At 37.5% G+C, this 13,876-nt stretch carries 14 protein-coding genes; 6 read left to right on the top strand and 8 right to left on the bottom strand.

Translation table 11 applies throughout. The annotated features are described in order from the left end of the window. The first annotated feature begins 89 nt into the window (after window positions 1-89). On the top strand, window positions 90-896 hold the full coding sequence (locus M1F26_RS11510; protein WP_004263474.1) for a DUF4239 domain-containing protein: 807 nt from the start codon (window positions 90-92) through the stop codon (window positions 894-896). A 52-nt stretch (window positions 897-948) separates the two neighbouring features. Here M1F26_RS11510 and M1F26_RS11505 read toward each other — a convergent pair whose 3' ends face one another. Genes M1F26_RS11505 through M1F26_RS11495 form a run of 3 tightly spaced genes read right to left on the bottom strand, consistent with a single transcriptional unit; the run spans window position 949 to window position 2,973 of the window. Beyond that, entirely contained in the window at window positions 949-2,205 is a 1,257-nt protein-coding gene (locus M1F26_RS11505) for a PTS ascorbate transporter subunit IIC (protein WP_036958647.1), read from the bottom strand. An 11-nt stretch (window positions 2,206-2,216) separates the two neighbouring features. Then, on the bottom strand, window positions 2,217-2,504 hold the full coding sequence (locus tag M1F26_RS11500; protein ID WP_004263481.1) for a PTS sugar transporter subunit IIB: 288 nt from the start codon (window positions 2,502-2,504) through the stop codon (window positions 2,217-2,219). 22 nt (window positions 2,505-2,526) lie between these two features. Further along, window positions 2,527-2,973, bottom strand: coding sequence for a PTS sugar transporter subunit IIA (locus M1F26_RS11495; protein WP_004263485.1), 447 nt, complete (start codon window positions 2,971-2,973; stop codon window positions 2,527-2,529). A 371-nt stretch (window positions 2,974-3,344) separates the two neighbouring features. Between M1F26_RS11495 and M1F26_RS11490 the strand changes: the two genes are divergently transcribed. Further along, window positions 3,345-4,379, top strand: a complete 1,035-nt coding sequence (locus tag M1F26_RS11490) for a LacI family DNA-binding transcriptional regulator (protein WP_004263493.1) — start codon at window positions 3,345-3,347, stop codon at window positions 4,377-4,379. Between the two features lie 260 nt (window positions 4,380-4,639). Beyond that, on the top strand, window positions 4,640-5,533 hold the full coding sequence (locus M1F26_RS11485; protein ID WP_094961234.1) for an endonuclease/exonuclease/phosphatase family protein: 894 nt from the start codon (window positions 4,640-4,642) through the stop codon (window positions 5,531-5,533). A gap of 69 nt (window positions 5,534-5,602) precedes the next feature. Here the strand turns inward: M1F26_RS11485 and M1F26_RS11480 are convergent, their stop codons facing one another. After that, window positions 5,603-5,890 (bottom strand): hypothetical protein, encoded by a 288-nt coding sequence (locus tag M1F26_RS11480; RefSeq protein WP_140170657.1) that lies wholly within the window; start codon window positions 5,888-5,890, stop codon window positions 5,603-5,605. A 1,057-nt stretch (window positions 5,891-6,947) separates the two neighbouring features. On the opposite strand from M1F26_RS11480, the gene M1F26_RS11475 reads away from it, so the two are divergent. Further along, window positions 6,948-7,337 carry a hypothetical protein gene (locus tag M1F26_RS11475; RefSeq protein ID WP_004263505.1) on the top strand — a complete coding sequence of 130 codons (390 nt, stop codon included), beginning with the start codon at window positions 6,948-6,950 and terminating at the stop codon, window positions 7,335-7,337. 124 nt (window positions 7,338-7,461) lie between these two features. On the opposite strand, the gene M1F26_RS11470 is transcribed toward M1F26_RS11475, so the two are convergent. Next, window positions 7,462-9,090: an FGGY-family carbohydrate kinase gene (locus M1F26_RS11470; RefSeq protein ID WP_140170656.1), complete on the bottom strand. Its 1,629-nt coding sequence runs from the start codon at window positions 9,088-9,090 to the stop codon at window positions 7,462-7,464. 44 nt (window positions 9,091-9,134) lie between these two features. Beyond that, the gene (locus M1F26_RS11465) at window positions 9,135-9,863 is read right to left on the bottom strand and encodes an SDR family oxidoreductase (protein WP_014657463.1); all 729 of its coding nucleotides are present in this window, start codon (window positions 9,861-9,863) and stop codon (window positions 9,135-9,137) included. A 234-nt stretch (window positions 9,864-10,097) separates the two neighbouring features. Between M1F26_RS11465 and M1F26_RS11460 the strand changes: the two genes are divergently transcribed. Continuing rightward, window positions 10,098-11,132 carry a substrate-binding domain-containing protein gene (locus M1F26_RS11460; protein ID WP_140170655.1) on the top strand — a complete coding sequence of 345 codons (1,035 nt, stop codon included), beginning with the start codon at window positions 10,098-10,100 and terminating at the stop codon, window positions 11,130-11,132. Between the two features lie 51 nt (window positions 11,133-11,183). On the opposite strand, the gene fetB is transcribed toward M1F26_RS11460, so the two are convergent. Both fetB and fetA read right to left on the bottom strand, forming a co-directional pair. After that, on the bottom strand, window positions 11,184-11,960 hold the full coding sequence (gene fetB / locus M1F26_RS11455; protein WP_036958648.1) for an iron efflux ABC transporter permease subunit FetB: 777 nt from the start codon (window positions 11,958-11,960) through the stop codon (window positions 11,184-11,186). A 9-nt stretch (window positions 11,961-11,969) separates the two neighbouring features. Further along, a complete protein-coding gene (gene fetA, locus M1F26_RS11450; protein ID WP_140170654.1) occupies window positions 11,970-12,623 on the bottom strand; it encodes an iron efflux ABC transporter ATP-binding subunit FetA in 654 nt (217 codons plus the stop codon). A 466-nt stretch (window positions 12,624-13,089) separates the two neighbouring features. On the opposite strand from fetA, the gene M1F26_RS11445 reads away from it, so the two are divergent. Further along, window positions 13,090-13,851 (top strand): SDR family oxidoreductase, encoded by a 762-nt coding sequence (locus tag M1F26_RS11445; RefSeq protein WP_140170653.1) that lies wholly within the window; start codon window positions 13,090-13,092, stop codon window positions 13,849-13,851. The last annotated feature ends 25 nt before the right edge of the window (window positions 13,852-13,876 follow it).

Raw genomic sequence — 13,876 nt, 5'->3', positions numbered from 1 at the left:
CTGAAATTTAGTAAAAAAATAGTACTGTCTAGGTAATTGTATTGCAGTTGTGTTATATCATCAGGAAATAAATTTCATGAGTTTATACGATGTTTAATATTTCTGAGTTGATCAATGATTCTCCAATCGATTCCATTCTTTTATTTGTTATCACATTTATCTTGTTAGTTATTTCTGCCTACGTTGGTAAATATATTTTTAAGCGTAAATCAGCCCACGAAGAAGCGACGGATGATGAAGCTAAAATTATTTTAGGGGCGATTTTATCTTTATTGGGTTTATTGATAGGGTTTGTTTTATCAATTTCGATTAATGGCTATAACAACCGTCAGCAAACAGAAGAAAATGAAGCTATTGCTATTGGTACGGCATATCAGAGAGCACAGTTATTGAGCACTGATGATAGAGGAAAAGCCTCTCAGCTTATTCAACAATACTTGGAAGCTCGGATTGAGTTTTTTAAGTCAGGTATCAGTGACGAAAATAACCAATGGCGGATGACTTCTTTGGAAAAGCAGAGTCAATTATGGGAAATCGCGGTAAAAGAAGCAAGTCAAACACCAAACCCTATTGTGGCTTCTGTACTCAGTGCATTTAGCGACCTTTATCTTTCTCAACAAAAAACGATGGCAAGTTGGCGACACCAAATTCCAAATGCAACTTGGTTTTTACTGATCTTTTTTGCTATCTGTTCAAATATTCTTATTGGTTACAATATACGCGGGACAAAAGGGAAAAATTGGTTGATACTCATATTGCCGTCATTAACCACGTTGGCTCTATTTATGATTGCAGAAATTGATGTTCCTGGTGAAGGTATGATCCACGTAACACCTGATGATTTAATTTTATTACAGGAATTCTTATTTAGGGATGGTGCTTGGTTGGGAAAGTAGGGGCGTTGTAAAAAAACTCCCCACTAGCAAATTTGCCATGGGGAGTTCTGTTTTAGCGGACGATAATGCCTAATAAAATTCCGATTGCGCCAAAGTCAGCGTCACTGAATGTAGTATTAGCAATACCAATATCCCCAAGAACAGGTAATAGGAATACTGGTAGGAAGGTAATAAGCAGCCCTTGAGCAAATGCACCCAAGATAGCTCCACGACGACCGCCTGTTGCATTACCAAAAACACCGGCAGCAGCACCTACGAAGAAATGCGGTACAACGCCTGGAATAATAACCGTCATATTTAATGCATACAGAACGAACATTCCCAAAACACCGGCAGCGAAACTACTTAAAAATCCGACTAATACGGCGTTTGGTGCATATGGGAATACCACTGGGCAGTCTAAAGCAGGCTTCGCATTAGGGACTAATTTGTCTGAGATACCTTTAAACGCAGGGACGATTTCTGCAATAACCATACGTACACCTTGCAGAATAATGTATACGCCTGCAGCAAATGTAATGGATTGCATTAATGAGAACATGAACCAATTCTTACCACCACTGACTTCGCGAACGAAATCACCGCCTGCGAATAAGCATGTAATGATAAAAATAATGAACATGGTGAAAGAGATAGCGACAGGTGTATCTCTTAAAAATAGTAAGCTTTTCGGGACATTCATGTCTTCTGTTGAATGTTCTTTATTACCGAATTTGCTTCCAATGAACCCAGCTAGGACATAAGAAATCGTTGAAAAATGCCCAATCGCAACATCATCTGAGCCTGTCACTTTTTTCATGTAAGGGTGGGCAATTGCTGGGAAAAATACCATACAAAAGCCAACAATCAGTGAGCCAACAGTGACTAATAGAGTTCCTTCCATTCCAGCGGTAGCTAAGATAACTGCTATCATCATGGACATGAATAACGTATGGTGCCCAGTGAGGAATATAAATTTCCATGGTGTTAAGCGAGCAATCAAGATATTGATTAGCATCGCAAAGAACATAATCATTGCCATTTCACGACCGAAGCTTTTTTGTGCAATAGAAACAATAGCTTCGTTATTTGGTACCACACCATTAATACCAAAAGCATGTTGGAAAATAGCGGAAAAATCACCTAAAGAGCTGACAACTAAGCCAGCACCAGCGCCTAAGATCACAAAACCCATTATGGTTTTAATGGTGCCTTTAATGCATTCAGTGACGGGTTTTTTCTGCGCGATCAAACCAATAAGTGCGATTAGACCAACAAGAATGGCTGGTTCAGATAAAACATCCTGCATCAGAAAACGAAAAAATGACATAGTGCCTCCGCTTACATCGCGCCGAGTTTTTGTAAAGCAATGGTGAGACGTTCTTTCATTGCAACTTTATCAATCATATTTTCGAGAGCAACGATTTCGCCACCAACTTGTTGAGCGACTAATTGTTCAGCAATATCGCTTGTACCAACAAAGATATCACTCACAGTGCCTTTTGCTGAGCCTAGATCAACATGGTCAACATCTGCATTAACTTGCAAATCTTTTAAGATATTTTTGATGCTCATTTCCATCATCAAACTAGTACCTAAACCATTTCCACAAACAACAGTAATTTTCATAATATTTACCTTAATATTTAGCTTATTCGTATTTAGCGATGATTTTTAGAATGTCATCTACGTTTTCTGATTGCATGATGTTATCTACATCGTCTTGATTATCAAATAGTTCTGCGAGTTTCGCGATAGCACCAATATGGCTATTGCTATCAGTGGCTGCTAGTACAATTAATAATTTGATTGGGTCATTGCCATCGGAGCCAAATTCAACACCTTGTTTGATAACGGTTAACCCAAGAGATAATTGGTTTACTCCGTCTTCTGGACGTGCATGTGGCATGGCAATACCTGGGCCTAATACATAGTAAGGGCCGATTTTTTCGTGTGATTGAATTATTGCATCAATATATCTTGGTTCGATGAACTTATTATTAATTAATGGATTACAGGCGATTTTTATCGCTTCTTGCCAATTATTGGCACTGTCGACGACTTGAATGACGTTAGGGGTCAGTAATGTCGTTAGCATCGGGTTGCTCCTGGTAGAGTGAAATTATTATCTTTGTAATGGTTGAATGAATAGTAGTGTTCTATGGTAGCGCTATCTAGTTGAATCTTTCATTTTCGTGATAGCGCTATCATTTTAAAAAAATATAGCGAGCAAATATGAAATGAACACACTTCTCTGCTGATTAACAAATTCAACCTGTGGTAAGTTAACTAGGACTGGTGATATTGACTGTTTCTTTAGATTTAATAGAACCATATTGGCTATTTTTAGCGCATTTAATCTAGAACATGAGAAAAAGCAAAAAACATGCTTGATTCGAATGAAAATTGACCATCAAAGATCAATAACCTTAGGGTTAATAATCAGTTTAGGCTAAGTAAAAGTATTACATGCAAAAAATACGAAAAAGAAAAAATACAGGGCGAGTCACGTTGCAGGACGTCGCAAAATTCGCAGGCGTTGGCTCCATGACGGTATCTAGGGCTTTGCGTACACCCGAATTAGTGTCTGATAAGTTACGTGAAAAAATTAATGCTGCTGTTGAAGAACTTGGTTATATACCTAATTCCGCAGCAGGTATTTTAGCGTCAGGCCAAAGCCGTACCGTTGCTGTTTTAATTCCGTCTTTGCGTGATAATGCCAGTTCAGTTTTTCTGCAATCTTTACAAGAAGCACTGAACAAAAATAGTTATCAAGTTGTTATTGGTAGCCATGATTACCAGCAAAAAAAAGAGTCTGAGGTTTTATCGACATTATTGCAGAGTAACCCCGCAGCTTTGATTGTTTTTGGGGCGATAAACTCAGAAAGCGTTTCGAATTATTTGAAGAATTTAGATATCCCTGTAGTCAGTGTTGCGGGGGAATCTAATCATCCAGTCACGTTGAACATAAAAAGTAACGTTGGAGATGCGGTTAATTTTTTAACCAACTATATGTTACAAAAAGGGTATAAGAAGATAGGTTATATTGGTGCTCAAATGGACAGTAAAATGCAAAGTCAGCAATTAAGTGGCTGGAACCGAGCGATGCTGGCGTATAACCAAAGTGCAGATCAAAGTATTACAACTCCGTATGTCGCAACGATGGATTTTGGTCGTCAGGCAATTAGTGAGATGTTGACCCGCCAACCTGAGCTTGAAGCTGTGATTTGCAGTCATGAAATGATTGCACTTGGTGTCATTTTTGAGTGCCAAAGACGTTTAATTCAGATACCAAAAATGTTAGCAATTGCTTGTGTTGAAGGTACTTCAAATTGTGATCATATCCATCCGTCACTGACATCTGTGCGAATTGATTACAGTAAAATGGCACGAGAAACAGCGAAAAGGCTACAAAAATGGCTTGCAGATGTCGATTGTGACTTTGTTGAACGTAAAGAAGGGGTTGTTTTCCCATATAAATTTGAAGCAAGACAAAGTGCGTGAAATATAATTTATCGTATGTTGATCACGTTTTCTTGAATTTCTTGCTTATCCTTAAGTGAATAGGAGTGCGATAGCTCTCTATTTTGACGGTCAAAAAGATGTTTTTTTTTCTCTCGAAATAAGATTGTAGACTGGGTCACTATATCTTTTTTATTCTCTGTTAATGTATGAAAACTGCAAGTTAACGGGGGTTAGCTCCGCGAGAATTTTATTAAATACTTGCACTATTCTGTTGTATTAGTCATTAACAGGGGAAAACAATGAAATTACTAAAAACAGTTATTTCCACCACAATTCTAGTTTCTTGTGGTGCGATGGCAACAATGTCGGGTTCCGAAATTCTGAAAGTACAGGATGGAGGAACTCCGAATAAAGTTTACACTTCGAACAAGCCGACCATTAAAGTCGCAACGTATAACATTGGTAAAAATGAGTTGTCACCAGATGTCAGTAATCTTGATGAGCTAAATAAGGCGATTGCGAAAATAGATGCTGATGTGATTGTTTTAACTGAAATTGATAATAAAACCGCTCGTAGTAAAAAAGTTCACCAGCTAGAAGAAATAGCTAAAGCCAATAAGATGGATTTTGCTTTTGGTAAGGCATTAGATTTTGATGGTGGAGAGTACGGTGTAGGAATTTTGTCAAAATATAAAATTGATAAATCTAAAGTAATTAATTTACCTTCTGGTGATGCAGAACAACGGGTTGTATTAATATCTCAAATATCAAAGCCAGGTTTTGATGCACCAATTATTGTGATGGGAACACATCTGGATTGGCAGAAAGATCCAACCATTCGCATTGGGCAAGTGCGCCATATTTTAGATGCGAGTATTGGGGATACAGATACGGGGTTTGATAATATTGCGGCCTCAATAAAAATATTAGCGGGAGATTTCAATTCAACAGCTAATGAACAGCCTATCCAAGAAATTCGTTATATGTGGAACCCAGTTGAGTTTAAAGGTGTTGATTATCGTAGTTGGCCAGCGGTAAACCCAGCCATAGACATCGACCATATTTTTACATTTAAAGGGCAAGTTTGGGATGTGAAAAAAATGGAAATTCCAACGGATAGTAAAGAGTTTCAATGGTCAAGTGTTAGCGACCACCTACCTATAATTGCTGAATTAGAGCTACAAGAGCAATAAACACTTACAGAGAAATTTTCGATAAAAGGCCTTATTTGGTTTGTAGGCCTTTCCAACTGTAATGCTAAGTTAATTGCCTAGTATTTTTTTCCTTTCAATATAGCGTTTTTCAGCTATTTCTAAATAATACTCAACTGTTGAGTATATCTGCTGCCGCTGTTCTGCTAATTGTTGTGATGCATCTAATATTGCGCTCGTCTGCTGTTTAAATACAGTAAGAAAATTTTGAATGCTGTCGAAGTGACCTACGACGTTAGCATAGTAAAACTGGTATACATAAGATTCCTGAGTGTGGCTTAGATCTACGTTATTTCTGATGTTATTAGTTGCAAGTAATAGTAATTGAGTATTTGTCATGGTTAACCCTTTTTCTTTGGAAAGCAATGCTACATGAGATAAAAAAAATATTTTGTCAAATTTAGTCGGATAATTTTATGTATTGGTTAAATGCATCAATTATCCTAGGAATATTCTGTAATTTTGATTGGTCAGATATATCAAAAATTGTGTAAAAGAAGAGATATAGAGGCATTCAATGGTAAATTACAATATGCATATAGTTAAATATTCTTATGTTTCTTAAGGTGGGTTGATGGTTTTAACTATTTTTTATCATATGGTTAACGTCGTTTTAATCAATTTATTTGTTATTTTTGTTTTATTAATCAATTGATTAGGTTGCGTTGCATTTTAACGGGTACTATAAAATTGCTAATTTAGCCTGAAATAAAGATACTCGTTAACGATATGCTAAAAATTAAGCTAAGAGATGATGCAAATTAATATGTTATTTCGTAGTGAATTGAATTTTAGGTATTTTTTGTTTTTATAATATCTAAATAAGCTAGATGAATTTTAATTGAAAATAACGGATTTATTATTAATTAATTCTATTTTACGCTTATATTGAGTGAAAATACTCATTAAGTGGGTTAATTAACATTTAGACATGACTATTATTGAATTGAATTGTTTTATTACATATTTTTGTTTATTTTTGTTAAGTTATGATAAACAGTTAAGGCTTATTATTGTTTCTGTTTTTGGGTAATTGAAACTATTTTAGTTAAAAAAATACAAATTGAAACAGTTAATGTTTCGAGTACTATTTATATTCTTAGTTTAATACTGGTATACTTACTCATTAGGTGTGTAAAATAAAGTATAAATACGAATAGCCCATATCAATCTAATTGTACTTATTCGCTTTGTTGGTAGCAGTTATCTGGGGTAATAATTAGAAAAACAAGTTATCTAATAAGGTATTCTTATATAGATAAGGTTGGTTGTTATTAAAATAATTATTATTTATTTACAATTGGCTGAAGATAACTGCTTAAGTATATTTTGGGGCGAAATTATTAGGTCATTTTGGTCAATTGGCTTGTTATTGAATAAATGAGAGCTTAGTAATATGAATATCATAAAGTTGCTCACAATTTTATTGTTAACTGGGGGCTCTTTTATCTTAGGTGTGACATTGAACTATACCCCTACACCTGATCTTGTGAAAATGGCTAAGAGTAGCGTTGAAGACTATTTATCTTATCCAGAATCTGCTTCATTTAAAAATGTGAAATATAATTTTATTCGCCAAACTGCGGATAAAGGGGATTTAGGTTATGTATGTGGCGAAGTGTTTCGAGTTAAGAATGCAAGGCTAGAAGGCTATAAAAAATTCATTGTGAAAGCTTACAGTGATAAACAAGGGAAGGTCTCCTTGTCTATTCCAATGGTCGAGGGAGATTACGATTTGGTACCAAAGGAAATGGTCGATTCGTTATGGACAAGATATTGCTTCTAAAAGTGAGCTATAGCGCAGGTTTTTCTATTAAATTAAGCTCGATAAGCAAAACGAATTCTATTAAAGAAAGCCGGTTTACGGCTTTCTTTAGCCCAAATATTACTTGAGTGTCATATCAACGTGATTAACCTTTTAATTCTCTAGCACATTGTTGCAAATGCAAGAAAGAGGCGAATCTTGTATCATGGCGGTTTTTATATGCTTCATTGGTTTGGTAGGTTAAGTCGATAGCACTAAATTGGTCCATAGCTTGCGAGACATCTTCACAGATTTTCCCTGCAACGGCACCAAGGATAGCAGAACCTAGCAATACTGGTTCACTGGCTTGTGTTGAAATCACAGGAACGCCACAAGCATCAGCAAGTAGCTGGCGGATCAACGGGTGCTGTCCTGCACCGCCACTAACAACAATATTTTCAATAGCAGCACCAGATTTTGCTTGTGCTTCAATGATTTGTCGTAATCCATAGCCAATTCCACACAGACCAGCAACATAGAAAGAAAGTAAATTTTCCATGCTGTTATCCATGGTTAATCCAGCAATGACAGCTCTGGCATGAGGGTCAGCAAAAGGTGCTCGATTCCCTAAAAATTCAGGAACCACATGTATTTTTTCAGCTAGCTCAACAGACTGTGATGGTGAAGATGATTTTTCTAATACTAAATCCGCTAACATCACAGGCAAGGGTTTACCTTGCTCTTTTGCCGTAAGTTTTGCTTGTACTGAAGCGGGATGTAAGGAAAGTAACTGGTCAATTGCAGCACCAGCCGCACTTTGGCCTCCTTCATTTAGCCACATGCCCGGAACCATTGCACTGAAATACGGACCCCATACACCCGGTATAAATACGGGTTCTTTAGTGGTTGTCATCGTGCATGAAGATGTGCCAAATACGTATGCCATATTAGCGGTTGCATCACCATTTACGCCAACGGTACCAATACCGCCTGCATGAGCATCTATCATGCCTGCAGCGACAGGTGTCCCTGCTAGTAATCCCATTTGTTGGGCTGCGGTTTCCGTTAAGCCTTCACCACAAGGCGTTCCTGGTTCTACAATAAGTTGACCAATACGTGCGAAGTTTTCATCGGCAAGTTCAGATAGACCAATCTGTTGAAAGTAGCCTGCATCCCAACGTTTTTCATGGGCAAGATATGTCCACTTACAGGTGACAGTACAGGTTGAGCGAGCTAAGGAGCTAGTTGATTTCCAAGTTAAAAAATCGGCTAAATCAAAAAATTGCCATGCGTTATCATAGGATTGACGTAAATTTTCTTTTAGCCATAAAATCTTAGGCGTTTCCATTTCGGGCGAAATCTTACCGCCAACATAGTTTAGAACAGGGTGCTTTAATTGATTAATGCGCTCAGCTTGTTCTGTTGCACGGTGATCCATCCAAACAATAATATTGCGCTCAGGGTCATTCGATGGGCTAACCGTAATAGGATGTTTATCTGAACCAATGACAACCAGTGAGCAGGTTGCATCAAAGCCAATACCTGCAACTTGTTGTGGTTTTACTGTTGATGATGCTATCGCTTGCTTGACACAATAACAAACCGCTTCCCAAATTTCGTTACTTGATTGCTCAGCGAAATTGGCGTTATCACGGAAGAGCGTAATATCGCGTTTGGCAGATGCTAACATATTGCCGGACATATCAAAGACCCCGGCGCGTGCACTGCCTGTGCCAACATCGATACCAATAACGACTTTATCGTTATCTTTTAATCGTGCATGTGAATTATTCATTTTCCCTCCAAGGTGCTAACTGCAATGAATTGCGAGGTGACAAGTTAGAGATCAACACTGTTTGGCACAATAACAAGGTCACGAATAGTGACATTGCGTGGGCGAGTTAGCATAAATAATACGGCTTCAGCGACTTCAATCGGTTGCATTAAGCTACCATTTGCCAGAGCTTCTTCCATTTTTTCTTTCGGCCAATCATCGAGTAAGGCTGTCACTACAGGGCCAGGTAATACCGCACCAACACGGACACCATGTTCAGAAACTTGGCGGCGAGTTGAATGGACGAAGGCTTGGACAGCAAATTTTGATGCAGTGTAAATCGGCTCCCAGATTACTGGAACCACACCTGCAATTGAGCTGGTGAATAATACATCACCTGATTTTTGGGCAATAAAATGAGGTAGCACTGCGCGAACACAACGGAAGGCCGCATTAATGTTTAAGTTTAAAACTTTATCCCATACATCTGGGTCACCCTCAGCAACAGGGCCGCCAATATAAGCACCAGCATTAGCATGGAAAATATCTAAGCCGCCTGCTTTTTGTAAGATGGCATCTAACATTCCATCAACTTGTTCTGGCTTCATTAAATCGACTACTAATGGAATCGCATTTTCACCTAGTTCCTCAACAAGTTGGTTTAATCGCTCTTCAGCACGGTCAATTAGAACGACTTTTGCCCCTGCTTTGATCAGTGTGCGAGCACATTCAAGCCCGATGCCTGAGGCAGCTCCGGTAATTGCTGCGACTTTGTTTTCAATAGAAATGGCCATAATTTACTCCAATCGGATATTTTAGCGAAATATAAGAATGAAAAGCGTCTGAAATTAATGAAACAGCAATGAGTCACAACAATGGATAGGTGGCTACATGTGATGGATTGATAGTATTTATTTTGCAGTTTATCAACTCATACATCATCAATTTCAATTTTGCTCAATCGATGTAGCAGTATTGCGACTTTTCGACTTTGGTGTCAAGCTAGTAAAAAATGGAGATAAGAATCTGTGACAAAGATCAGACAAAATAAGAAAACAACGATCTATGACCTTGCCGAATTAGCTGGGGTTTCAGCAAGTGCAGTGAGTGCAATACTCAACGGTAATTGGCAAAAAAGGCGAATTAGCGCACAACTTGCGGAAAAAGTGATCCGCATCGCCGAAGAACAAAATTATGCAGTTAACAAGCAAGCCAGCTTATTGCGCAGTAATAAATCCAAAATAATTGGTATGTTGGTTCCGAAGTATGACAACCGCTATTTTGGTTCGATTGTCGAGCATTTTGAAGAAATGGCGCGTGAAAGGGGGCTGTTTCCTATTATTACTTGTACGCGGCGTGACCCAAAGTTAGAAATAGAAGCTGCACGCGCAATGATTTCTTATCAGGTTGATTGGTTGATTTCAACAGGGGCAACGAACCCGGATAAAATTACTGAAATTTGCCAAGCTTCGGGGGTTTCGACCTTAAATTTAGACTTACCGGGCTCGTTGGCGCCTTCGGTTATTTCAAATAATTATCTTGGTGCAAAAAATTTAACCCAACGTATTTTAAGCAAAAATAAGTCTCAAACATCAATAAACGAAGCTTTAATTTTTATTGGTGGTCGTGAACATGACCACAATACACGTGAACGTATTCGTGGGTTTATTGATGCGCATAATGAAAAAGGTATCACGGTTCCACAAGAAAATATTTTGGCTTGTGGTTATGCCCCCGAAAAAGCTGAAAAATCACTCTCACAGTTTTTTGAACAGAATAATGATGATCCACAGAAAATAGTGAAATGTGGTTTGTTTATTAATTCAACTATTTCATTAGAAGGGGTTATTGAATGGTTAGGTAAAAAGGGCTATATCGGTTCACAGCAACCCCACTTAGGCTGTTTTGACTGGGATCCTTTTGTTGCTCTTTTAGGTAATGACATCGAAATGGTCAAACAGGATGTGCCAACGATGTTAAATCATATTTTTAAGTTGATAGATAATGAAAATAGCAAAGCACAATTAATTGAAGTGTTACCTGTGGGGGTGGTTAAAGAGTGATATTAAGAAAGTGCCGCTTATCGTTGGTGACCAATAAGCGGCGGAAGGTTATTATTTATTCAGAGTTGTAACCAATAATTGGTGGCGTTGGTTATAGAATTTTGTATAGGTCATATACCCAGCCAGTATGGTTGAAAGGCTTGCTGTACCTAACAACATAAAAGTCACCATAATCTGATACTTAACAGCTTGTAATGGGTCAACTCCAGCGAAAATCAACCCAGACATCATGCCCGGCAAGCTGACAATTCCCACTGTTTTGGCAGAATCTACCGTTGGGATCAATGATGCTCGGATACTGTCACGAATAATAGCAGCGGAAGCAACTTTGGGCGTTGCCCCTAAACTAAGCATTTCTTGAATTTGTTGTTGCTGGCTTGAAAACCGTTGACCAAGGTTATTAAAGCATAACCCTACCGCAATCATGGCGTTACCCGCAATCATTCCAGTAATAGGAATTACCTGCATAGGCGTAAATGCAATGGCATTGGTTAATATCAGAATTAACAATGTAAGAAATGTGCCAGAGGTAATGGCAATTAATGCAGTAACATAAATTTTATCAATATATTTGCTTCTTTTCTTAGCGTTCCACGCAGCATTGACACAAATAAACATCACCAATGCAATCGTGAGCAATTCGTGATCAACATTAAAAATATATTTTAGAATGTAGCCAGCGATCAATAGTTGAATAATCGCTCGGCAAGTACTCCAGATAATATCTTTTTCAAGGGATAGTTTTTCTTTATGGCTAATAAAAATAGCTACTAGGACTAACAGGATTGAAAAGGTTAAGGATTCATTGGAAATAGTTGGTTGATGCACAGTGATATCCTATGATTCGTTGTGATGAACAGGAAGGGTGATAACTTCATTGGTATGAGCGATTTCATCTTGGTCATGAGTTACCCATAGCACGCCTATTTTTTTGTCACTCGTTAAATGATGGATAAATTCATTCACTATAATTTTGTTTTCTTCATCAAGGGCACTGGTGATTTCATCTAATAGCAAGACTTGCGGAAGAAATTGTAAGTTTCTAATAAGAGAAATACGCTGTTTTTCTCCTCCAGAGAGTTCATTGATCCCTTTATCCAAAATAGATTCATGTAGAGAAAATTGGTGTAAATCACTGATGACTTTGTCTTTATTAAATGGCAACTTTCGAATTTGATAGGGAAAAACGAGGTTGTCATACACAGTTTGCCCAAATAAAGTGGGCGTTTGAGTACAGTAAGAAACCTGCTGACGATAAGTTTCTGGGAGGATGGTATTGATATCTTTCCCTTGAAACTTAATCGTTCCTTGAGTAGGTGAAATTAACGAGGCCACTATTTTTAATAAGGTACTTTTACCGCAGCCGGAAGGACCCGTAATCAGTTTAAAGTCGCCTGCCTGTAAGTTAATCTGCACATTATCAAGAATTGTTTTTTGCTCAATGCTATAGCCAATGTTATTAAGTTGTAATAGCAAGTTGCTTTGTTCCATATTATCAATGACCTATAAATTAAGTGCGCAGCATTTAGTGTAAATGATATTCATTCAATATCTTACTCAATAATACAGCGCTGATATTGTTCAATATCAATTTAGATATAACTAATATTATGCGCCAATTAATTGAAAAATTATAGGGGAAGAAAAAATACACTTCTAATGAAGTAGGACAACGTAGATGAGTTCTAGGAAAGATTTGTACAGTTGAAAATAAAGCACAAATAATCATTCAAATTATTATTTTGAACATATGTGCATTCAGAATTTAGGATGGTATTTAATTTGAGAGATATCTCTTTTTTTTACATAAATAATATAGAGTTTAACTAGTGATGATATTATATTAATAATACCAAGTAATCTAATCTGCACTTAATATTTTGTTGTCTCTCTAAGGCAACACTATATTTATTTCATCTATATATTAAATATCACATCATGACATTAAGGAATTAAAATGAAAAAATTTAGTGGCTATAACACCAACTTTTCACTTGATGGCAAGGTCGCTTTAATTACAGGGGGAGCTGCAGGCATTGGGTTGGCGATTGCTCAACTGTATGTTGAAAAAGGGGCTAAAGTTGCCCTAATCGATAAGTCAGATAACGTAATAACGACTGCAGAGAAATTAGGCAATTCAATTGGTATTCAATGTGATATCACAAATTCTACGGCGGTTTCTCAGATGGTAGAACATGTCATTGAGCATTATGGTCGGCTAGATATTGTCGTCAATAGTGCTGGAATTGTAGCACTGGCTCCCGCTGAAAATTTAAGTGAATCCGATTGGGACTTAACCATGAACGTGAACTTAAAAGGGACTTTTTTGGTTTGCCAAGCTGCGGGTAATGTTATGATTAATAATGAAAAAGGAAAAATTATTAATATGGCATCTCAAGCGGGGGTGATTGCCTTAGACCAGCATGCGGCCTATTGTGCGAGTAAAGCGGCAATTATTGGTTTAACCCAAGTATTAGCACTGGAGTGGAGCCCGAAAGGCATACAAACCAACGCTATTTCACCAACGATTGTTATGACTGAACTCGGTAAAAAAGCGTGGGAAGGTAAAAAAGGTGATGAAATGAAAGGAAAAATTCCTGCTAGGCGTTTTGCGGAACCATCTGAAATTGCCGCCTGTGCGTTATTTTTGGCCAGTGACGCATCTGACATGATCACAGGGCATAATTTAGTGATTGATGGTGGTTATAGTATTCAATAAGGATATTAAATTAATAATAAATAAA

The organism is Providencia sp. PROV048, from assembly GCF_033688165.1.
GTDB classification, from domain to species: Bacteria; Pseudomonadota; Gammaproteobacteria; order Enterobacterales; family Enterobacteriaceae; genus Providencia; species Providencia hangzhouensis.
The sequence above is the reverse complement of the archived record's forward strand: the minus strand, read 5'-3'. Positions and strand labels throughout refer to the sequence as shown.